Below are 20,128 nucleotides of genomic sequence, written 5' to 3'. Positions count from 1 at the left end.
TTGATGAAAAAATGTTTAGGAAGTAATTTAAGGGTTATTCCAACTTATTTGTGGTAGGAATCAGTTAAACATCATCATGGTTTTAAGGGGAATAGAACGTGCTCGAAATGAATTATAAAACATCATGCTTATAATAAAGAGTTTTTATAAATAATAAGGGGGGGATTATATGCAGACAATTCCGCAAAACGTGTTTTATGTAATTATTGCTGTGATAGTGGTTGTGGGGCTTATTGTTGTGCTGATGCAGTGGAGGCGTGTTAGGGAGGCTCAGAGTAATGTGGAGTTCCTGGCAAAGCAGGCAGAGCTTAGAAAGGTTGAACTTGTTGAGAAAGACCTTGAATCCAAGCGTATGATGGGGAACATTTCCCTTACAAGGGAAGAACAGGAAAAACTATCTGGAATAAGGAAAAACACATCAGATCTCATGCAAAAAGCAGGATACCTGCACAGTGAAATCAACGAAAGAGTGAACCGCCTCGAAGTCCAGACAGAATATGCAAAACTCCAAAAACTACTCACAGACATAGAAAAAAAAGAAAAAGAATTAGAAAAGAAGGGTAAAATCTGATATGGGGGAATTAATTCATGGACGCACTTGAATTATTCGCTATCCTTGTACTTGCCGGTGCAGTTGTTGTACTCCTTTACTACTACTTGCAGGATGCTAGAACTGGCTCTCTTTCAAGAATAAGTTCAAAGGTTACAGGAACAAATATAACATCAGGATTTGATGAAACAGTTTCTGTAGTTGGAGAAAAATTCAAAGGAGCAGGCTCAAAGGTTACAGGAACATCTGAAACATCTGAAGGCGGAACAATGGCTGGAATGAGTGAGAAAATGGCTGGAATGAGTGAAAAGATAATGGGAAAAGTTAAAGAAGTTCCAATAAGCACAGACGTCCTTTCAGCAAGAATAGAAGTATTTCTGGATGAAAAAAGCGACCAACTCATAAAGGACTGGGATCTTGCAACCAAATCAGACGTAAGGGACCTTGAAAAAAGGTACAGTAAGGTATCAAGGGATGTTGGAGAACTTGAAGGCAGGTTCAATGAGTACAGGGGTTACACCAACAAGAAGATCAAGACCATTGAAACAAGGCTTGAAAAGCTCGAGTCTGAAGAATAAAAAAATCGAAGATGGATTTTAAATGATTTGAAGGTATGAATGGAATTCTTTAACCCCTTAATTTATTATTAATCTTTCAATTTCATTTTTATTTTAAAAAATGGCGTTTAACTAAAAAAGATAATATTATAATAAGTATGAATGGAAAGCTTTATATACTGTGAAATGTAAACAGTAATCTACAGCGGGGTGGGGTAGTCTGGTGATCCCGCGGGGCTCATAACCCCGAGAGCCCTAGTTCAAATCTAGGCCCCGCTATTACTTTTAACTCATTTTAAAATTAACTTATAGAATTAAATTCATTGTTAAATCAAGTATTTAATTCGGGATATGGTGTGACAAACTTTAAATTGAACCATCTCCATAATATTATATTGAACGTTAAATGGCAAGCCGAAGGGCAGCCAACGGTTTTTACATTCACTTCTTGTGGTTGTAATCAAACTGAGGAAACTCCACACATCCTACAGAACCGTGGTGCTATAAAGCACAAGCCGAGAGGCATGACACTGGAGCAGAAACGACACGTCTTCTGGTGAATGAACATGATGCGCAAGCTGAAGACACCAGAAGGAACGGTGAAACGGCCATTCCGCGGGATGCAAGGGCAAATACTGTCAGTGAATCCTGTATGAGGCAGAGGTAGCTCGCAAAGATGAATGCTGCTGGAACAGAATGTGGGTTATTCTCGGCATGCCTTTAACCTTCAAATTATTTTTAACATTATCATTCCCACCCAAATATTTCTAAGAATTGGATACATCAAAAATAATTAATACAATTAGAAATTTTTTTATAGATTCTACAAGAAATATAAAGTCACGATGGGAATTTACAGCTTATCATACAAAAATCTTCGAAGAAACAGGATGAGAAACCTTTCAACCCTTCTGAGAATAACCTTTGGAGTGCTGGTTTTAACCCTCCTTCTGAGTTCGGGAATAGGACTCAACAGCACGGTTAAACAGGTTGAAAATTTAACAAGTGATGTTATAGCTCCTGAAAATCAGAATCAAAACACCAACACAGTTGAAATCATACTGAACTCCGCAAAGGATGCTGTGAACTCTGTTTTTGGAACCCAATTCACAAGCTCTGAATTCTCAAAGGGAGTGGCAGACATTTTAATGAACCTTATCTACTTCCTGGATTTTCTTGCAAGCTTAGTGTTCCTTGTGGGATTACTGGGTATCCTGAACGCCATGAACCTGAACATGCTTGAGAGAAAACGTGAATTTGGGCTTTTAAAGGTTATGGGATTTACAGAGAATCAAGTTATCCTCACCACAATCCTGGAAGCCGGGATACTGGGCTTAATTGGAGCAGTTGCAGGAATTATTATTGGTTTTGGTGGAATAACCTTAGTCTCCAAGGTACTCAACTTCAACCAGCTCTCCATCCTGGTACCATGGTACCTTCCCCCAGGAATTATCTTTATAACAACCCTCATGAGCATGTTGATAGCGTTTTATCCTGCATGGTACGGCTGTAGAAAGGATATTTCGAATTCGCTGCGTTATGAGTAACCTTCATTTTACAATTATAGTTTCAATAACTGATTATAATTTGTAGTTTAGGTTGCATAGAATGTGTAAAGGGTGGTTATTATTATAAAAAGTAGACATGTTTTACACGCCCTTAAACTCATCATAAACCCTTAAAGAACTTGCTAAAGCTTTAGTCTCTGTTATGAAGGCACCCATCATTATTGTCAGAAGGATCTGTTCATCCGTCGCTCCAAATCCCCTTGCAACCTCCACATGTGTTTTAAGGCAGTGTTCCGCTCCAAGTGCAGATGCAGCGCCTATTGAGATAAATTCCTTGGTGACTGGAGGCAGAGAATCATCCTCCATGAAACACTCTAATTTTTTAAAATAAGCATTTAAAGCACGTGGATTTTCACTCAAAACCTGAAATATCTTCGGAACAAAACCGAAGTACGTCGTTATTTTTGCAAGTATCTCCTCAACATTTATATTGTTTAAATTCTCTTCGTCTTTGCTTTCCATGGTGGACATTAGATCATCTCATTTCTTGGATCATCATTCAAACTTCAATCTAATGATAGTATTCCTTGATAAAATAAATAGTTTCCCTATATCACATTGTTATATTGATCTTAGCTTTAATTTAATGAAAAGTACTTTTGAATGAATTGTTACAATTCAAATGGAAGTTGAGGGAACAATCAATAAGAATAGAATTCAGTTTAAAAAAAAATTTAAAAGAAAAATTCAAAGGATTTTAATGAAAGTTCAGTGACTGATTACATCCTTGAACTTATCGAACAATCCCTTCTGCTCCTCGTAGATCTCGTCCCCACTGACTTCAGCAAACTCCTGCAGAAGTTCCTTCTGTTTTGGGCTGAGCTTCTTGGGTGTTACAATTTTAACCTTAACGTAAAGGTTTCCCTTACCATTCCAGCGCAGATGTGGCATTCCATAACCTTTCATACGAAAAGAGGTTCCTGTTTGGGTTCCTGCAGGTATTTTAAGGTCTACAGCACCGTCAAGTGTTGGGGCTTCAACTGTGTCACCAAGGGATGCCTGAACAAAGCTTATTGGCATTTCGTAGGTGAGATCTGAACCATCCCTCTGGAAGAGCTTGTGCTTTTTGACCCTGATCATCACGTAAAGGTCTCCTGGAGGTCCGCCCCTGACACCTGCATCTCCCTCACCTGGAACACGTAGGCGACTGCCGTCCTCAACTCCTGCAGGGATGTTGATGTGTATGGTACTTGTCTTTTTGATTATGCCCCTACCGTGACATTCACTGCATGGTGTTTCAATGATCTTTCCCTCACCTTTACACACGTTACATGGCCTAACAGTTGCGAACTGGCCTAGCGGAGTGTTGTTCACGTGTCTGACCTGACCACTTCCTCCGCAGGTTTCACAGGTTCTGGTGCCTGTTCCAGGTTCTGCTTTTTCTCCGTGGCAGTGGGGGCAGATCTTCTTGTGGGGAACTTCTATGTCCCTTTCAACACCTGTTGATGCATCTTCAAGGGTGATCTTCAGTTCGTAGCCCACATCATCGCCCTGGCGGGGTCCGTTTCTACTTCCCCCTCCAAATCCGAAGAGGTCGAAGATGCTTTCAAAGCCACTGCCTCCTCCACCTGCACCTCTGCTTCCTCCGAATCCAAAACCTCGGAATATGTCTTCGAAGTTCACGTTGTTGAATATGTCTTCCTGGCTGAATCCTCCCATACCTGCATGGCCGTACTGGTCGTAGGTCTGCCTTTTCTCTTCATCTGAGAGTACAGCGTAGGCTTCGCTTATTTCCTTAAATTTTTCAGTTGACTCAGGGTCGTCACTCACATCTGGGTGGTACTTCATGGCCATTTTACGGTAGGCTTTTTTAATTTCTTTTTTATCTGCACCCTTTTCTACTCCAAGGACGTCGTAATAATCACGCTTCTCTGCCATTATAATCTTACCTTCAATTTTTAGTTTAAGGCTGACGAACTGTCAAGCCGTAATGAATTTTATGAAATTGATACAGCTAAAAGGATTCTTTTTAATATGAATCTTAACTGACAAATGATTTTGAATATTAGAAAATTAAACTTCATCCCTATTTAATGGTACGATTATCAACATGATTGAAATGATCTTATCAATCTCTCATTTTTGAAATGAATATTTTATAAAAATTTTAATGAATATTATAAGTAAAAATTCTATTTCTAAATATGATCTTATGTTAAGGTTCTTAAAATAAATTAAAATAGGGAGATGGAATTAACCAACTCCAAGTTTAAAACACTTACTTTTTGACTTCGTAGTCAGCATCTATTGTGTCATCGCCGTCATCTTTACTCTGACCTGCATCCTGCTGTTCCTGACCCTGTGCCTGTTCCTGCTGAGCTTGTGCCTGTTGTGCTTCCTGGTATATCTTTGCACCAACTTCCTGCACTGCCTTGGTTAGCTCATCTGTTTTAGCTTTGATGGCTGCAAGATCGTCCCCTGTTGCAAGTTCCCTTAGTTCCTTGACGAGGCCTTCGATCTTGGTTTTCTGGTCTGCCTCAACTTTGTCTCCAAGTTCGTCCAGGGTTTTCTCTGAGGTGTAGATCATTGAATCTGCGTTGTTGCGGACCTCAATTTCTTCCTGACGTTTTTTGTCTTCCTCTGCGTGCTGTTCAGCTTCATGGATCTTCTTGTCTATTTCATCTTTTGAGAGCTTGTTTGGAGCTGTTATTGTGACTTTCTGCTCTTTACCTGTTCCCATGTCCTTTGCAGAAACATTCATAATACCGTTTGCATCGATATCAAAGGTAACCTCAATCTGAGGCATTCCCCTTGGTGCTGGTGGAATTCCAACAAGCTGGAACCTTCCAAGTGTGGTGTTGTCTGCTGCCATTGGCCTTTCACCCTGAAGCACGTGTATATCAACGGATGGCTGGCTGTCTGCTGCTGTTGTAAAGACCTGACTTTTCTTGGTTGGTATGGTGGTGTTCCTCTCAATCAACTTGGTGAAAACTGCTCCAAGGGTTTCAATACCAAGGGATAATGGGGTAACATCGAGAAGAACAAGGTCTTTGACTTCTCCAGCCATTACTCCGCCCTGGATTGCCGCTCCTGTTGCAACACATTCCATTGGGTCAATTCCCCTTTCAACAGGTTTTCCAATGTACTTTTCAACGAACTTCTGGACAACTGGCATCCTTGTTGGACCTCCAACGAGTATGATCTTACTTATGTCAGATTTGCTCATTTTTGCATCGGATATTGCCTGTTCCATAGGTCCTGAACATCTTTTGATGATGGGATCAACGAGTTCTTCAAGTTTTGCCCTTGTAAGGGTTGCTGTAAGATGTTTTGGACCGTCTGCTCCTGCTGTTATGAATGGGAGGTTTATATCGGCTGTGAGGGTTGTTGAAAGTTCAATTTTAGCTTTTTCTGCTGCCTCTCGAAGCCTTTGAACTGCCTGGTCATCATCAAGAAGGTTTATTCCGGTCTGAGATTTGAAGTCCTCTGCAAGGTGTTTCATTATGGAAACATCCATGTCTGTTCCACCGAGTTTGGTGTCTCCGCTTGTTGACTTAACCTCGAAAACTCCTCCTCCGAACTCCATCACTGTAACGTCAAGTGTTCCTCCACCTAAATCGAATACCATTATTTCAAGTTCTTCATCTTCTGCTTTGTCTATACCGTAGGCCAGACTTGCTGCTGTTGGTTCGTTAACGAGACGCACTACTTCAAGGCCTGCAATTGTACCTGCATCCTTGGTTGCTGTTCTCTGGTTGTCGTTGAAGTACGCAGGAACTGTTATAACTGCTTTGTTAACAGGTTCGCCCAGGAAGGACTCTGCATCTTTTTTGATCTTCTGGAGGATGAATGCAGATATTTCCTGGGGTGTGTACTGTTTTCCAAGGACAGTTACCTTGTGGTCTGTACCCATACTCCTTTTTATAGCGCTTATAGTATTTTCAGGGTTGGTTACTGCCTGTCTTCTTGCAGGTTCTCCAACAAGTTTTTGTCCCTCTTTTGTGAATGCAACGTAGCTTGGGAAAGCTTTACCGTACTGTGTTGCTCCTTCTGCACTTGGTATGATGGTTGGTTTACCACCAACAAGTACAGCAGCTGCTGAGTTACTTGTACCCAGGTCTATACCAATTATTTTTTCTGTTTTAGCCATAAAATTCACCTCTTCTTATATAATTAAATTACAAAATGCATATCATAAAGAAATCATTGTACATAAGTTTCATGTACAACTCATTCTGCATTTTTTGATTAATTCATAATATTGATTTTAATTCATTTTTTAATTTTTTATGAGTTTTAACTTGATTTGGGCGGTTTAAAACCATTAAGATTTTTTTTCATGTCTTAACTTAATTCTTTCACTTCTTCTTGCAGACTTTGACTTTCGAGTATTTTATAACCTTGGAATCTAATGTATAGCCCTTTGCAAGTTCTTCAAGGACGGTTCCATCTTCAAAGTCATCGTTGTCTTCAACCATCAGGGCCTCGTGTTTGAAGGGATCGAATTTTTCTCCTTCGCACTCGATTTTACGGAGGCCTTCTCCCTCAAGGATCTTTTTGAGCTTTTTATAGATTATTTCAACTCCCTCCTTGAGATCATCGGATTTTTCAGTTTCAAGGGCCCTTTCAAAGTCCTCATAAACATCCAAAATCTTCAGTATCAATCCCTCATTGGCGTATTTGATGTACTCCTTAATATCTTTCTCAGACCTTTTTTTAAAGTTTTCAAAGTCAGCCTGGAGGCGATGAGTCTGGTCTCTGTAATCCTCGATATCGTTGTCCTTTGTTTGGATCTCCTCAACCTTCTTCTGGAGTTCATCATCCTTTGCTTGAATCTCCTTATCTCTATCCTGGATCTCAGATTTTAAACTGGCCAGATCCTCTTTTAAATTCTTTACTTCATCTTTATCGGTCATTTATTCACCTTTCACATGGTATAAAAAGAACAGTAACCTTTAACTATTATAGTTACCAAAGGTTATATAAACCTTTCGCACAACTTTAAAGTAGGAAGGATTCAAACATTCAACAAATATCACTAATATATAATCATAAATTTAAAGGGAGTAAAACATGGATCTTGAAGCTATACTTGATGTAATGGGTTGTAAAACCCGAAGGGACATATTAGATCTTTTAAGGGATGAACCTCGTTTTGTAAGTGAGATATCACGTGAACTGGAGGTTGGACAGAAGGCAATAATAGAGCACCTCCGTGCAATGGAGGACCTTGGACTTTTAAGTTCATCCTTCAGGAAGATAGAGAGGGGAAGACCCCGTAAGTACTACGATATCTCCAAGGATATAGAGATTCAGATATTCATAGGTCCCGGCACAATAAAGATGAACATCATAGGGGATGAGTTCTCAGAACTCCAGAGGATACAGAACAAAATCCAGATGGGAGATGTTGAGGTTGCAGACGAACTCATAAACCTCATCAAGAAGTATGCAGAGGCTAAAAACTACGCAGAGTACCTCTTGGCTGAAGTTGTGAGGCGTAAACAGATCAAGGCCCTTCAGGAATATAAATAATAAATACAGGGATATACATTATCAAATAGTTGAATTAATGGATTAAAGATTAACAATCAATAAAAAAGAATTCATTATTACCTTCAATATAAATTCAGTTTGATTTTATTCATGATTATCCCCTATAACAATTTTATAATTCAATTAAAAATTATACTTAAATTTTAATCCTTTTAATATTATTTAAGATTATTCTAATAAAATTAATATTTAATGAAGAAGTTGGTCATTCAAAGGATCCAAACTTATTATGGTGCCATGCAGCTGCAGCGGCCTGTCCCATGGATACAGAACCGTCACCTGCACAGCTGTCACGGTGCTGGAGGAACTTGTAGCCTTTAGATTCAACAAAATTTTTTATGGTCATACTCACAGCTTCGTTGTAGAAAACACCGCCGGAACCACCTATAAATTCCACACCAGTTTTTTCTGCGCTGCGTACCGCAAGATCTGCAAGTCCAAGGGACACAGCTCTCTGAGCAGCCTGCGCTATATCTGCAATTGGCTTATTTTTATGCTTCAACTCAAGAACGTTCACGAGTATTTTTGGGGTGTCCAGAACTTCCATGCCATCCTCTTTTTTTATTTCATATGGAATTTCAATGGAATCACTGCCCTGATGCCCAACTGACTCAAGTTTCATGGAACACTCCCCCTCATAGGTACGTTCTCCACAGATTCCAAGTGCAGAGGAAATTGCATCAAGAACACGACCGGTACTGGTTGTTTTAGATAGGTTGAAGCTGCGTTCAAGCTGTTTGGAAACAAGTTCCACCTCCCTCTCACCGTGCTTGAAGTAATCAAGATAGTCACGTTTCATGAGTTCTACAAGCTCCTCTGGATCGTAGTGATCGTGAAGCATGGACATGACCATTCTAATTGGGTACTTGGTTGTTAAATCCCCACCAGCCATCTTCTGGGGCATAAGGCTTCCAAAACGTTTATATTCATCCCTATTTATGTGGAGTATTTCCCCTCCCCATGCAGTTCCATCAGAACCGTAACCAACACCGTCCGCTGCTATGCAGATCATCTCCTCAACATGGTTGTCAACACAGAGGGCAGCTGCATGGGCATGGTGGTGCTGAACATTGAAAACAGGACATCCAAACCGTTCACCCAGCTCCTCTGCAAGTTTGGTTGTGAAAAACATGGGATGAAGGTCTGAGGCAACAACATCAACAGAATCGGTCTTGGTTATTTCCATGAGGTGATCTACAGCGTCCTTCATTGAAAGGAAGGTTTCATATTTGGTTGTGTTCCCAATGTACTGGGAAACGTAGCAGTTACCCTCCTTGAGTATTGAAAAGGTCACATCTATCTCAGGACCCAGTGCAAGAACGTTCAGATCCTTGCTTAACCATGAAAAATCGTAGGGCTCAGGCACGTAACCCCTTGAACGCCTTATGAATGCCATTTCACCTCCCCGGAATCTGACAACAGAATCATCGCACCTGTTAACGATCCTGCGGTCATGGAGTAGGTAACAGTCTGCAACACCCTCAAGCTTCTCAATTATGTCCCTGTTGTGAATTAACATAGGCTCTCCAGGCATGTTAGCAGAGGTCATGATGAGCCCAGGTTCCTGAGTGTATTTGAAGAGGAGATGGTGCAGTCCAGAGTAGGGAAGCATAACTCCAAGGTTGTGGAGTTCCGGTGCAACTGAGGGGGCCAGATAATAATTATCATTTTTATTCAGAACAACTATGGGGCGCCTTCTGGATATTAAGGCTTTTTCCTCAAAATCTGCAACTTCTGCAAATGTTCTTATGGTTTCAAGGTCAGGGGACATGCATGCAAAGGGCTGGTTAAACCTTCCAAGCCTTTTCCGAAGCTCTGAAACAGCATCATCATCTGTTGTTTTCACAACGAGGTGTGTACCTCCAATACCCTTAACTGCAAGAATTTTACCATCATCTATGAGTTTTACAGCCTCTTTTATTGGATTTTCCACATCAAGCCGTTGATCTTTGTAGATGAAGACTTCAGGTCCGCATTCTGGGCAGCAGGTTGCCTCTGCATGATAACGTCTGTCTTCAGGATCTTCATACTCGGCTGTGCAGTCTGGACAGAGTGGGAAATCATCCATAGAAGTTCTCTCACGGTCGTAGGGCACAGACTCGATCACCGTGAACCTGGGGCCGCAGTCTGTACATGCCGTGAATGGGTACTTGTAGCGCCTGTTATTGTCATTTAAAACTTCTTCAAGGCAAGTATCACATGTTGCAAGGTCTGCAGGTATCACAGATGATCCTGAGAAGTTTTCAGAACTTGAGAGTATGTTGAAATCAGCAAATTCTCCTGAAACATTTGAATCCACCCATTCCAATTCAAGGGAATTTATCACGGAAATTGGGGGTTTATTCAGCTTCAGATTTTCAGCAAAATCTTTTATACTATTTTTATCTCCCTCAAGAACGATTTCCACGATGTTTCCAAGGTTCCGAACGTAGCCCGCCAATTCCATGCTCTTTGCTATTCTGTAAACTGTGGGTCTGAATCCAACTCCCTGAACTATTCCCTGAACTAAGATCCTGGCTCTTTCCAACTTCACACCCCACATATTTCTGTTCTCATGATTTCAATGCTTTAAACGGCTTTCTGGTTCATGCAGCCAAAAGCTTTTATTATATCATTTTATATACTATAGAATTCTTTTTAACACTCCAGATTTATATATTCTGAATAGATAAGATTAGTGATACCATGAAGGAAATACTTCAAAAACTTATGAAAGGAGAAATCTCCACAGAAGAAGCGGAGAAAATGCTTAAAACCATGCAGATCCGCGAGTTGGAAGATTTTGCAAAGATCGACACAGGCAGGGACATCCGTACCGGTGTTCCAGAGGCCATCTTCTCAGAGGGTAAGAGCAACGAGGAACTCATTAAGATAGTACTGGGATTTGCAGACAAGGGTCATGTAATTCTAACCCGCCTTGAAAAGGAGAGATACGATATCATAAGGGCTGATCTGAAAGTTCTGGAGGATCAAGGCCTGGAATTGGATTACAATGAAAGGGCAAGGATACTGGTTGTTCGGGACCATGAAATAGAGAAGAATGGTAAAATCGGCGTAATAACCGCAGGTACATCAGACATTCCAGTTGCAGAGGAAGCCAGGATAATAGCTGAAGAAGCAGGATGTGAAGTCATAACCTCCTACGATGTTGGAGTTGCAGGAATACACCGTCTTTTTGGCCACGTTCGCAGAATGCTTGAAGAAGATGTTAAGGTCATCATAGTGGTGGCAGGAATGGAAGGGGCACTGCCATCAGTGGTTGCAGGCCTTGTGGATGTTCCAGTTGTGGGAGTACCAACCTCTGTAGGGTACGGGGTAGGTGAAGGGGGATTTACAGCCCTTTATGCAATGCTTCAGTCATGTGCACCTGGAATAGCGGTTCTGAACATTGACAATGGATTTGGTGCAGGCGTATTTGCAGTTACAATTGTTAAACAGGTCTGTAAGTCATGAAAATCTGCATCAGACCTTGAAAATTCTAAAAGATTTTTTTTGTAATTTTTTATAATATTCCTTACAAAAAAAGTTAATTTAATTTTAATAAAAATCTAATTCAGCACTTATTTTTATCCCAATAACTTTTATTTCATTCCATGGGGGCATGCGTAGATGCACATTCCACAGACTCCAGGTTTATCCATCTTCTCAAGGTCCTGGAGGTACCTTTCACATCTGCGTGCATCGTATCGTGATTCACGGGCCTCTTCTGGATTGAACTGTGTCCCTGTGAATGCGTTGACTGGACAGGCATCCACACAGTCTGTGCATTTACCGCAACGATCCTCCATAGGGGCTTCTCCAGCTTTAAATGGTGCATCTGTCAGAACAGTTCCCCACCGAACCCTGGGTCCTGCTTCAGGGGTTATTAGAAGACAGCTTTTACCTATCCATCCAAGGCCTGCAAGGTTTGCTGCAAGCTTATGGGAAAAAGCTGCTGCAATCTTTTTATCATCCACACGCTTAGATGAGGGTATTGGAAGTGCCCTATAACCCTCATTCTGGATCAAACTTGCAATGCGTGAGGTTACAAGGTCCAACCTGAGATTTATAATATCGTGGGCATGGTGGCGGTAGTTCACTGAAACTGAAGGATCGTGACTGTGGGGCAACTCATCCACGATGGTGTCAAGAAGTCTTATACCAACTGAAACAGCCCGCGGATACCTTGCAATATTTTTACCGCCGTATTCGAGCATGAAACTACGTGCACTGCTCAGATCTGCCACTCCAAAGAAATCTGCACCCAGTGCCCTTGAAAATTCATCCATTCGTTCGTCCAGAAGCAATTTTTAACCTCCAATTGGATAAAATCAATTTTAGCTTTTAGTCTTTAATACAACCTTTATATCTAACAAATTCCCTATTGAGGATTATTTACTTTTAGATGTGCACTTTACGCCCCGCAATAACACAGTACTCGTAGTACTTGTAAAAAACATCCACATCCCCAAAACCAATTTCATCAAACCATTTAAGTGTGGTGGCCAGTGTTGCAGGATTATCAAGCTGTCTGCGTTTATAGATGGTTGCTTTCTGTTCTTCTGTTAATGGTTGGCTTTCAAGGTTTTCGTCATGTTTTCGTTGATACTCACGTTCTGCCCTGCCGGTTGAACCCCGTACTTCATCTGCATTTATGAAAATACCTCCCATGTTCAGGTTATCGTAAACCTTTTTGTAGAGAAATTCCTTGTTTTCATGGCTCAGGTGGTGGATGGAAAGGGATGAGATCACGATATCGTAGGTACCCTCAAAATCCTCTTCAACGTAATCCTCCTGGATGTACCTGAAGTTTGAATGTCCTTCAAATCGCTCCCTTGCAACTGCAAGCATCTCACCAGACAGATCCATTAGGGTGAACTCTGCCTCAGGGTACCTTTTGAACAGGTACTCTGTGAGAAGGCCTGTTCCTGCCCCGAGGTCCAGCACACGGGGCTTCTCATTGGAGCTGTGTGCAAGGTCCGCTGTTACCTCGTAAAGTTCGTCTAAATGGGGGATAACGGCTCTTCGGTGCTGGTCATAGTCACGTGCAGCAGCATCAAAGCTTTTTCTTATCTTTTCATGTGGCAATAATCACCCTCCCTACACTTTTAAATCAGTACATGGATTGTCAGCAGCTGCCGGCAATTTCACTGAAAGTACTGATAAACCTACTAATTAGAATGTTTTATAATCTGTGATTTATATAATAAAATATATTGGATATACGATATTTTGTTCCTTAATGGGGGTAGATTATATGGATGTATTTGAAGCGGTGAAGGAAAGGAGGAGCATCAGGAAATACAGGGACGCTGAGGTTGAGGAAGAAAAGCTTCAGAAAATACTGGAATCTGCAAGGCTGGCACCTTCAGCTGCCAACAGACAGCAGTGGAAATTCCTGGTTGTTAAGAGTCAGAAAACACGTGAAAAACTTGTTGAACCCGCCCATGGTCAGCAGATGGTTGCCCAGGCACCAGTGCTTGTTGTGGCATGTTCAACAGAATCTGAACATGTGATGCCATGCGGACAGCCAGCTTACACAGTTGACCTGTCAATTGCAGTTTCATTCATGATTCTGGAAGCTCAGGAACTTGGACTTGGAACCTGCTGGCTTGGAGCCTTCAGTGAAGATGCATTCAAGGAGATACTGGAAATACCTGATGATATAAGGATCGTTGCTGCGTTCACACTTGGTTATGCAGATGAAGATCCCGATCCAAGGCCGAGGAAGGCAATTGATGAGATAACGTCTTACGAGAAGTACGAATAAATAATGAAGGCCATAACTCCAGGATATTTTAAACTGGATGTTTTAATTTTTTTTTAAAAACTTTTTAATCATTCATAACACTTTTTCATGAGTATAAACGTATTTTTCGGCTGAAATGCCAAATCTCTCACGTATATCAATCTATTACTTGGTACCACGATCGTTAATATTTTAAAGGATCAACTTCATAAATATAGGATGAAACATGATTAATTTTATCTGAAAATTCAATTGAAGTTCACAGTATCTTGTTTAAAAGGTTTCAATGGATTTAATATCTTTAATAAGATTCTGAAACGTGATGTAACCTTTAATTCAGGAGAATTATTGACTATTGAAATTTATTTTTTGGCACGTAAATCATTGAGGGGGCCAAAAACTTCTAAAAGCCTATTCAAAAACCTAAATTAAATGAATGGTTATAAGGAGGGAATTCAATGTCAGATCTTAAATTAAGTCCAGGTAATGACGTGGAAACTAGTGATTCTAAGTGGGCTTGGCTCTATAAAATTGGGGGAATTGCTGCACTGGTCATAGTGGTAATTATTCCCATACAATCTTTTATATTTGTCACCTGGCCTCCACCAACCACAGTATTGGGTTACTTCACCTTATTTCAGAACAAATGGTTCATTGGACTCTTAGACATGGATCTTCTGTACCTCCTTGTCAGTGCTCTTATGCTACCTGTATATCTTGCACTCTACCTTTCTCTAAAACGAATCAATGAGTCTTTCATGGTAATTGCTTTGGTTTTGGGACTTGTAGGGATAGCAGCCCATTTTTCATCCAACACTGCCTTTGAAATGCTTTCTCTCAGCAACCAATACGCGGCTGCAACAACAGATGTGCAGCAGTCTATTTTATTGGCGGCAGGACAGGGAATGCTTACCACATTTCAGGGTACTGCCTTTGACGTGTATTACATCCTCAACGCAATCACACTTATTATAATCTCATTTGTCATGCTAAAAAGCAATATTTTCAGTAAAAAAACTGCTTATTTGGGGCTACTGGCTGGTTTATTGATGTTGGTGCCGTCCACGGCAGGGACCATAGGTGTTTACTTTGCATTCGCATCTCTCGTTCCATGGGCGATATTTTCAGTCCTGGTGGCAAGACGGTTGTTCCAGCTAGGTAAAAGTTGAAATAAGGTGGGCGTTCTTTAAATAGACTAATTTTATCATTCTTGGATAAAGAGATCAAACATGAATGCCTTTAAGGTCACTCTGGACATGGATATAAGATTAGGGATGATGCTTGACTTAATAATGCTCTTCTTTGATACATTTTTCTTTAAAATTTTAGAAAAGGATTTTAAAAAAATTATATGGGGTGTTTAATTTTCATCTGAAGGCTCGAATGTAGCATAAAAACCATCAGTATCCGCATAAATTGCCCTGAAACCGTATTCCTCAGCATGTTTCATGGTCTTTTTAATGAAATCCCTTCCCCATGCAGTTACAGCTTCAGCACATTCTATTCTGTACCACCTGAATCTGGAGTATCCGTAAACACCGTACATGGAATTTGCAAGTCTTTTAAGGGCCTGCTGCTGCACGTCCAGTATCTGCTTCTCCCTGGGATTCTCTGAAGCCTTCATCATGGTCTTGATTCTAACACGTTCCCTGAGTATGTTGCCGATTATGGAGGGAACAAAGCCTACAGGTTCTTTCAGGAATTTATGGCCCACCTCAGGTGCGATGTAGCATTCATCCTCACTGCACTCTGAAACCAGGGTGTCTGGAGAAACGTTCTTTGAGATTATTATGCTGGGGTACAGGCTCCTGAAGTCGAAGGAAACTATGTTCTCATGGAGTCCCTTAACAGGGTCTTTAACGTAGCCTCCAGCAGCTCTTTTACCCCTTCGCTCTGAGTACTGTGTTGAAGAGGGTTTGTTAGGCACTATATCTCCGTATTCATATGCCTTCCTTATGAGGTACCATTCAACCATTTGTCCCGTGGTCATACGTGCTATATCAAAGAATGGCTGGCCAACTATACGTGTAAGCTCCAGGCTCAGAGGCAGCATCTTCTCTCCGATCTTGGTAACTGCCACAGCATCGTCCAGGGAGTATCTGAACAGGGTGTCCAGCTTTTCTCCACCATCATCCCAGTACTGGTAGATCTCATCACCTGGAACATCCTCCTTCTCCTCATCGAAAAGTTCCCTGTAAACCCTTTCAAGGGTGTAACGGTCCAGTGTTAAGTAACGGCGCATTAAAAGGTAAAGATCAACGTGTATCCTTCCCTTGATAAGCCCGGCGTTTGCAAAACCCCTCCTCATGAACTTCAACTTGGAGCCGTCAGTTCCCATATCCATTTTAACCCCGATTTTATCAGCCCTGTCATTTATGTAGGGCATGTCGAAGTTGTCTGAGTTGTAACCAATGAGAAGATCAGGGTTTTCAGACTTCACGATCTCAACGAACCTTTCAAGCATTTTCTCCTCGTTCTCTACGGTTTCAACAAAATCAAGTTCTGATTCCTTGGTTGAAACCACTTTCTCCAGTCCCTGATTGCTAGAGAGGCTTATCATTATGATCTTATCAACTTCAGCCTGTGGCATGCCCTCAGGGTTGTAAACCTCTATGTCAAAGCTCAAAATCTTCAGATCCGGAAATTCCGATTCAACTGGACGGGCTTCACCCTCAATTTCGAATACGCAGGTGTCATCTGCACATCTGAAACTGCAATCTTCCTCACCCACAAATTCACCATCCACCTCAACTTCTGCCATTGGAAACAGTCCCTTATCTATAAGGTAACGGCGGTAGAAAGGTATGTCATGCTCCCTGATGTCATCCACAGAGTCCAAATTCCTTATTTTATCCCTTAACTTTGGAACGTCCTGGGGATGTTTCAGCGTAACCTTCAAAAAGTCTTTAACATGCCCTATGTCATTTTTACGGGTCCATTCAACACCCTCAACATCCAGTTCATTGATATCATTCACACACTCCTCTGGTTCATGGGGGAGAACGTAAATGTAGGGTTTGAAACCCTTATCAACTGCTATAACAGATCTTCCATTTTCATTGCCTTGTAGTTTGCCGAATAACCGGACAACTGCTCTGTCGTCTTCTGTAATGTAATCAATGTCCAGAAGCACGAATTTTCTGGTTTCCATAGGCTTTTATTTATATTGACGTCTGTATATATTTGTTGAATAATAAGATCGCAGATCTTACCATGAATTTCAAATGTAAAAATGCATTGAAAAAAATCATATTTGGATTGTGTTATTAGTAAAAATTTTATTAGTAAAACTTGTTTAATCATTTTAATATTTCAAGGAACGTTTTAGAGATGAACATTGAAAAACTTGACACAGGAAGGCATGACCTTCAGCTGGTTTCAGAACTGATCTATGAAACAGATACGGACCTCTTCAGAATATTCCTGGATGAAGACAGGCAAAAAGCCATTGAAAAGCTTCAAAAACTCATAGTGGCTGGAAGGAATCCCTATGGTCATGAGAACATCCACGTTGCAGAGGATGAAAATGGGCAGGCCGTGGGTATTTTAGTTGCCTACAGAGGGGATGAAATAAAATTCAGGGATGAAGCAAAGGTATACATGGACACTATGAATTTTTTACAGTTTTTAAAGCTAACACTTGTGAAACCCATCTTTGACAGGATTTCAGCCTCATCCATAAAAGGGGATGACTATTATATAGGCAACATAGCAGTTAATCCTGACGTAAGGGGTAAAGGAACTGGAACCTTCCTTTTGAAGCAGTCATTCCAGATTGCAAGGAAAAAGAACTGCAAAAGAATGGTGTTGGATGTGCTTTTCTACAACAGGAAGGCTCGTGCATGGTACGAGAAACACGGGTTCACTGTTTACGGTGAAAAAAACTTCAAATGGTTTGGTCTGGAGGATGGAACCTGGGGAATGGAATGTTTGCTCTGAAAAATTTAAAAATAACATTTAATCATGAATTAAGTTATTTATGGGCTGATTTTTTTTGAATTCAATCATTACTCCTTATTTAATTTTTAATTTCTAATTTTAATTCATTTCCATCTTCAGTGATCATGATACAAATCTGAAACCCTCAACTCCCCTCCAAACAAACCCAAATTATAAATAGTACCTTGCAATATACAGTACCTTGTAAAAGTACAGTGATACCATGAACACCCAATTTAAGAAAGGAGTGCTGGAAATCTGCGTTCTGGCAATACTCGACAAAAAAGACTGTTACGGTTATGAAATGGTCTCTGAGATATCCGAGAACATCGCAATCTCAGAGGGAACCATTTACCCCCTTCTTAAAAGGCTAAAAAAGGAAGAGCTAGTGACTTCTTACCTGGAAGAGTCCCAAGGTGGTCCTTCAAGGAAGTATTATAAGCTCACAGATTTAGGAAAACAAAAAAAAGAGGAATTAGTTGCAGAATGGGATAATTTCTCCGCAGGTGTTAATAGATTACTGTACTCTAAAACTGCTGATATTTTGGAGGAACTTAAGGATGAATAAATGGGAATATCTTGAAAAACTCGATGAACTGCTGAATGAACTGCCAGAGGAAGACAGGGAAGATATACTTTCAGACTACGAAGAACACTTCCAGATAGGTCTGGAAAACGGTAGGACTGAGGAAGAACTTTCAAGGGCCCTTGGAGATCCGAAAACAGTTGCAAAACAGATTAAAGCAGAGTACATGATCACTAAAGCTGAAGATAAACCTTCAGCAGGCAGTATGCTGGAAGCAGTGTTAGCTGCGGCAGGATTGGGACTTTTCAACATGATATTTGTGGCAGTGCCTGCTATGGGATTTGCAGCCATTATGGTTGCGCTGTTCGTTGTAGGACTGGCAGTGGTTTTCACAGGGATTTTGGCAATATTCTCACCACTCCTGAATGTGATCTTCCCAAACTACATCCACCTACCTGTGAGTAAGGGGATATTCGGCACACTCATAATGATAGGTGGAGGCATGGGTTTAACTGTTCTGGGCACAGTCTGGGTGGTTATCATGGCCTACGTGTCTAAGTGGTTCTACGATCTTGCAATTAGATACTTGAAATTGAACTTGAGGATTATAAAAGGACGAGAGGCTTCAAACAGCTAATAAAAATAAGGGTAGTGGATGTTATGGACAAATTTCTTTGGAAAATAATCGCCAGCACGAAGGGAGGAAACAACCGTGCCAGGATAATAAAAGAACTGGAAAATCGACCATACAATATTAACAAACTTTCTGAAAAACTTTCCCTGGACTACAAAACCGTTAAGTACCATATAAATGTCCTGGAGGAGAATGAACTTGTCACATCACCTGGAAAAAACTATGGGGCTCTTTACTTCCTCTCGGAGAGAATGGAGGATAGCTACGATTCATTCCTTGAGATATGGGATGAGTTTAATGGGGATTGATTGAGGTCATGGATGATGTTGATCTGGAGATGGATTCAACTCCGGGATGAGGTTAGTATTGATAGGGATGTACCATCCAGGATCCTGAATAATTATAATTTTTGTTCATAATTAATTTAGCATACTACTTATTTTTAATACTCCTTTAGAATCAAAAATTGTGCAAATTGGCATGAAATCATTAAAATTTTTGTTAAGGGCCAATTCTTGAATTTTTAGTTATTTTTTCACGATTTTTGAGGGTTTGAAGGTGTTGGGTACTATAAATGGGGATCCTTGATTGAGAAAATTCTAATATCTTTTAATTTATCCATATAATTATTAAAAATGAGTGTATTCAATGTTTTAATGGATTATTGGAGGTTTTTTAGGCTTTTTTTATATTTTACTTTCTATTTGCTTGCTGTATCATGTAACTCTCCTTTTTACTTGTTTTTTCCGGAATATTTATATACTACTTTCTTTAATTCATTTTATTATCGTATTATTGTAGTATTGTTTTTGTTGATTTGTAATAATTGTTTGTGGAAGGTTTTTAATGATGGATGGGAAGTTTAATGTAATTTTAGTGTTGGTTCTGGTTGTTGTGGTTTTGACTCCGGTTGTTTATGCTGGTAATTTAACTGGTTCCTGGAGTGGAACTGTTAATAACGGTGGTAAAAGTGCTACTGTAACGTCTCAGGCTGGTAACGTTACTGTTACAGGTGTTGTGAGTACTGTGGGTAATATCTTAAAATGGTGGTAATAAGATGGGAATTTTTGATCCTTTAAGGTCTATTGATAGTTTGAAGAAGAGTTTGGTTGATGAGTTTGGTTATGTTG

21 protein-coding genes, 1 tRNA gene and 1 other RNA gene are annotated in these 20,128 nt (G+C 40.4%); 15 read left to right on the top strand and 8 right to left on the bottom strand.

What is annotated here, in order from left to right; genetic code table 11:
* The first annotated feature begins 169 nt into the window (after positions 1 to 169).
* The 5 genes from J2756_RS05180 (at position 170) to J2756_RS05160 (ending at position 2,654) form a co-directional block, all read left to right on the top strand.
* Positions 170 to 571 carry a hypothetical protein gene (locus tag J2756_RS05180; RefSeq protein WP_209583297.1) on the top strand — a complete coding sequence of 134 codons (402 nt, stop codon included), beginning with the start codon at positions 170 to 172 and terminating at the stop codon, positions 569 to 571.
* 17 nt (positions 572 to 588) lie between these two features.
* Complete coding sequence (locus J2756_RS05175) at positions 589 to 1,128, top strand: hypothetical protein (RefSeq protein ID WP_209583295.1); 540 nt, start codon at positions 589 to 591, stop codon at positions 1,126 to 1,128.
* A gap of 183 nt (positions 1,129 to 1,311) precedes the next feature.
* Positions 1,312 to 1,386: transfer RNA gene (locus J2756_RS05170), tRNA-Met, on the top strand.
* 130 nt (positions 1,387 to 1,516) lie between these two features.
* Positions 1,517 to 1,825: RNase P RNA component (gene rnpB, locus J2756_RS05165), an RNA gene on the top strand.
* 172 nt (positions 1,826 to 1,997) lie between these two features.
* Positions 1,998 to 2,654, top strand: coding sequence for an ABC transporter permease (locus J2756_RS05160; protein ID WP_209583293.1), 657 nt, complete (start codon positions 1,998 to 2,000; stop codon positions 2,652 to 2,654).
* A gap of 102 nt (positions 2,655 to 2,756) precedes the next feature.
* Here J2756_RS05160 and J2756_RS05155 read toward each other — a convergent pair whose 3' ends face one another.
* The 4 genes from J2756_RS05155 to grpE form a co-directional block, all read right to left on the bottom strand.
* Positions 2,757 to 3,146 (bottom strand): carboxymuconolactone decarboxylase family protein, encoded by a 390-nt coding sequence (locus tag J2756_RS05155; protein WP_209583283.1) that lies wholly within the window; start codon positions 3,144 to 3,146, stop codon positions 2,757 to 2,759.
* Between the two features lie 237 nt (positions 3,147 to 3,383).
* Positions 3,384 to 4,553, bottom strand: a complete 1,170-nt coding sequence (dnaJ, locus tag J2756_RS05150) for a molecular chaperone DnaJ (protein WP_209583282.1) — start codon at positions 4,551 to 4,553, stop codon at positions 3,384 to 3,386.
* Between the two features lie 340 nt (positions 4,554 to 4,893).
* Positions 4,894 to 6,765 (bottom strand): molecular chaperone DnaK, encoded by a 1,872-nt coding sequence (gene dnaK, locus J2756_RS05145; protein ID WP_209583280.1) that lies wholly within the window; start codon positions 6,763 to 6,765, stop codon positions 4,894 to 4,896.
* A gap of 208 nt (positions 6,766 to 6,973) precedes the next feature.
* Positions 6,974 to 7,531, bottom strand: coding sequence for a nucleotide exchange factor GrpE (gene grpE, locus J2756_RS05140; protein ID WP_209583278.1), 558 nt, complete (start codon positions 7,529 to 7,531; stop codon positions 6,974 to 6,976).
* A 157-nt stretch (positions 7,532 to 7,688) separates the two neighbouring features.
* On the opposite strand from grpE, the gene J2756_RS05135 reads away from it, so the two are divergent.
* Positions 7,689 to 8,150 carry an ArsR/SmtB family transcription factor gene (locus J2756_RS05135; RefSeq protein WP_209583276.1) on the top strand — a complete coding sequence of 154 codons (462 nt, stop codon included), beginning with the start codon at positions 7,689 to 7,691 and terminating at the stop codon, positions 8,148 to 8,150.
* A gap of 226 nt (positions 8,151 to 8,376) precedes the next feature.
* Here the strand turns inward: J2756_RS05135 and hypF are convergent, their stop codons facing one another.
* Positions 8,377 to 10,698 carry a carbamoyltransferase HypF gene (gene hypF, locus J2756_RS05130; protein WP_209583274.1) on the bottom strand — a complete coding sequence of 774 codons (2,322 nt, stop codon included), beginning with the start codon at positions 10,696 to 10,698 and terminating at the stop codon, positions 8,377 to 8,379.
* A gap of 158 nt (positions 10,699 to 10,856) precedes the next feature.
* On the opposite strand from hypF, the gene larB reads away from it, so the two are divergent.
* Positions 10,857 to 11,624: a nickel pincer cofactor biosynthesis protein LarB gene (larB, locus tag J2756_RS05125; protein WP_209583272.1), complete on the top strand. Its 768-nt coding sequence runs from the start codon at positions 10,857 to 10,859 to the stop codon at positions 11,622 to 11,624.
* A 128-nt stretch (positions 11,625 to 11,752) separates the two neighbouring features.
* Here the strand turns inward: larB and J2756_RS05120 are convergent, their stop codons facing one another.
* Together J2756_RS05120 and J2756_RS05115 are read right to left on the bottom strand one after the other, a co-directional pair.
* Positions 11,753 to 12,457 (bottom strand): 4Fe-4S double cluster binding domain-containing protein, encoded by a 705-nt coding sequence (locus J2756_RS05120; RefSeq protein WP_209583263.1) that lies wholly within the window; start codon positions 12,455 to 12,457, stop codon positions 11,753 to 11,755.
* 94 nt (positions 12,458 to 12,551) lie between these two features.
* Entirely contained in the window at positions 12,552 to 13,238 is a 687-nt protein-coding gene (locus J2756_RS05115) for a class I SAM-dependent methyltransferase (RefSeq protein WP_209583261.1), read from the bottom strand.
* Positions 13,239 to 13,407: 169 nt separating this feature from the next.
* Here J2756_RS05115 and J2756_RS05110 point away from each other — a divergent pair, with 169 nt between their 5' ends.
* From J2756_RS05110 to J2756_RS11640, 3 genes are all read left to right on the top strand, one after another.
* Positions 13,408 to 13,920 carry a nitroreductase family protein gene (locus J2756_RS05110; RefSeq protein ID WP_209583251.1) on the top strand — a complete coding sequence of 171 codons (513 nt, stop codon included), beginning with the start codon at positions 13,408 to 13,410 and terminating at the stop codon, positions 13,918 to 13,920.
* A gap of 536 nt (positions 13,921 to 14,456) precedes the next feature.
* Positions 14,457 to 15,068 (top strand): DUF4386 family protein, encoded by a 612-nt coding sequence (locus J2756_RS05105; RefSeq protein WP_209583249.1) that lies wholly within the window; start codon positions 14,457 to 14,459, stop codon positions 15,066 to 15,068.
* A gap of 60 nt (positions 15,069 to 15,128) precedes the next feature.
* Complete coding sequence (locus J2756_RS11640) at positions 15,129 to 15,263, top strand: hypothetical protein (RefSeq protein WP_281063381.1); 135 nt, start codon at positions 15,129 to 15,131, stop codon at positions 15,261 to 15,263.
* Here the strand turns inward: J2756_RS11640 and J2756_RS05100 are convergent.
* On the bottom strand, positions 15,260 to 17,050 hold the full coding sequence (locus J2756_RS05100) for a DNA-directed DNA polymerase (RefSeq protein WP_209583247.1): 1,791 nt from the start codon (positions 17,048 to 17,050) through the stop codon (positions 15,260 to 15,262). The genes J2756_RS11640 and J2756_RS05100 overlap by 4 nt on opposite strands.
* 179 nt (positions 17,051 to 17,229) lie before the next feature.
* Here J2756_RS05100 and J2756_RS05095 point away from each other — a divergent pair, with 179 nt between their 5' ends.
* The 5 genes from J2756_RS05095 (at position 17,230) to J2756_RS05075 (ending at position 20,051) form a co-directional block, all read left to right on the top strand.
* Positions 17,230 to 17,838, top strand: coding sequence for a GNAT family N-acetyltransferase (locus tag J2756_RS05095; protein WP_209583245.1), 609 nt, complete (start codon positions 17,230 to 17,232; stop codon positions 17,836 to 17,838).
* 223 nt (positions 17,839 to 18,061) lie between these two features.
* Positions 18,062 to 18,406: a PadR family transcriptional regulator gene (locus J2756_RS05090; protein WP_209583243.1), complete on the top strand. Its 345-nt coding sequence runs from the start codon at positions 18,062 to 18,064 to the stop codon at positions 18,404 to 18,406.
* On the top strand, positions 18,399 to 19,001 hold the full coding sequence (locus J2756_RS05085; RefSeq protein WP_209583242.1) for an HAAS signaling domain-containing protein: 603 nt from the start codon (positions 18,399 to 18,401) through the stop codon (positions 18,999 to 19,001). The genes J2756_RS05090 and J2756_RS05085 overlap by 8 nt, the downstream gene beginning before the upstream one ends.
* Before the next feature lie 23 nt (positions 19,002 to 19,024).
* Entirely contained in the window at positions 19,025 to 19,306 is a 282-nt protein-coding gene (locus J2756_RS05080) for an ArsR/SmtB family transcription factor (protein ID WP_209583241.1), read from the top strand.
* A gap of 538 nt (positions 19,307 to 19,844) precedes the next feature.
* Entirely contained in the window at positions 19,845 to 20,051 is a 207-nt protein-coding gene (locus J2756_RS05075; protein WP_209583240.1) for a hypothetical protein, read from the top strand.
* Positions 20,052 to 20,128 lie beyond the last annotated feature (77 nt).

Source organism: Methanobacterium aggregans, assembly GCF_017874455.1.
Lineage (GTDB): Archaea > Methanobacteriota > Methanobacteria > Methanobacteriales > Methanobacteriaceae > Methanobacterium_C > Methanobacterium_C aggregans.
Note: the sequence above shows the minus strand (reverse complement) of the source record. Positions and strands in the feature narration are given on the sequence as shown.

Bases quoted from the DNA above. Each gene is read 5' to 3' on its own strand.
- J2756_RS05180 (WP_209583297.1), top strand. From the start codon at position 170: ATGCAGACAATTCCGCAAAACGTGTTTTATGTAATTATTGCTGTGATA.
- J2756_RS05175 (WP_209583295.1), top strand. From the start codon at position 589: ATGGACGCACTTGAATTATTCGCTATCCTTGTACTTGCCGGTGCAGTT.
- J2756_RS05160 (WP_209583293.1), top strand. From the start codon at position 1,998: ATGAGAAACCTTTCAACCCTTCTGAGAATAACCTTTGGAGTGCTGGTT.
- J2756_RS05155 (WP_209583283.1), bottom strand. From the start codon at position 3,146: ATGTCCACCATGGAAAGCAAAGACGAAGAGAATTTAAACAATATAAAT.
- dnaJ (WP_209583282.1), bottom strand. From the start codon at position 4,553: ATGGCAGAGAAGCGTGATTATTACGACGTCCTTGGAGTAGAAAAGGGT.
- dnaK (WP_209583280.1), bottom strand. From the start codon at position 6,765: ATGGCTAAAACAGAAAAAATAATTGGTATAGACCTGGGTACAAGTAAC.
- grpE (WP_209583278.1), bottom strand. From the start codon at position 7,531: ATGACCGATAAAGATGAAGTAAAGAATTTAAAAGAGGATCTGGCCAGT.
- J2756_RS05135 (WP_209583276.1), top strand. From the start codon at position 7,689: ATGGATCTTGAAGCTATACTTGATGTAATGGGTTGTAAAACCCGAAGG.
- larB (WP_209583272.1), top strand. From the start codon at position 10,857: ATGAAGGAAATACTTCAAAAACTTATGAAAGGAGAAATCTCCACAGAA.
- J2756_RS05110 (WP_209583251.1), top strand. From the start codon at position 13,408: ATGGATGTATTTGAAGCGGTGAAGGAAAGGAGGAGCATCAGGAAATAC.
- J2756_RS11640 (WP_281063381.1), top strand. From the start codon at position 15,129: ATGAATGCCTTTAAGGTCACTCTGGACATGGATATAAGATTAGGGATG.
- J2756_RS05100 (WP_209583247.1), bottom strand. From the start codon at position 17,050: ATGGAAACCAGAAAATTCGTGCTTCTGGACATTGATTACATTACAGAA.
- J2756_RS05095 (WP_209583245.1), top strand. From the start codon at position 17,230: ATGAACATTGAAAAACTTGACACAGGAAGGCATGACCTTCAGCTGGTT.
- J2756_RS05090 (WP_209583243.1), top strand. From the start codon at position 18,062: ATGAACACCCAATTTAAGAAAGGAGTGCTGGAAATCTGCGTTCTGGCA.
- J2756_RS05085 (WP_209583242.1), top strand. From the start codon at position 18,399: ATGAATAAATGGGAATATCTTGAAAAACTCGATGAACTGCTGAATGAA.
- J2756_RS05080 (WP_209583241.1), top strand. From the start codon at position 19,025: ATGGACAAATTTCTTTGGAAAATAATCGCCAGCACGAAGGGAGGAAAC.
- J2756_RS05075 (WP_209583240.1), top strand. From the start codon at position 19,845: ATGATGGATGGGAAGTTTAATGTAATTTTAGTGTTGGTTCTGGTTGTT.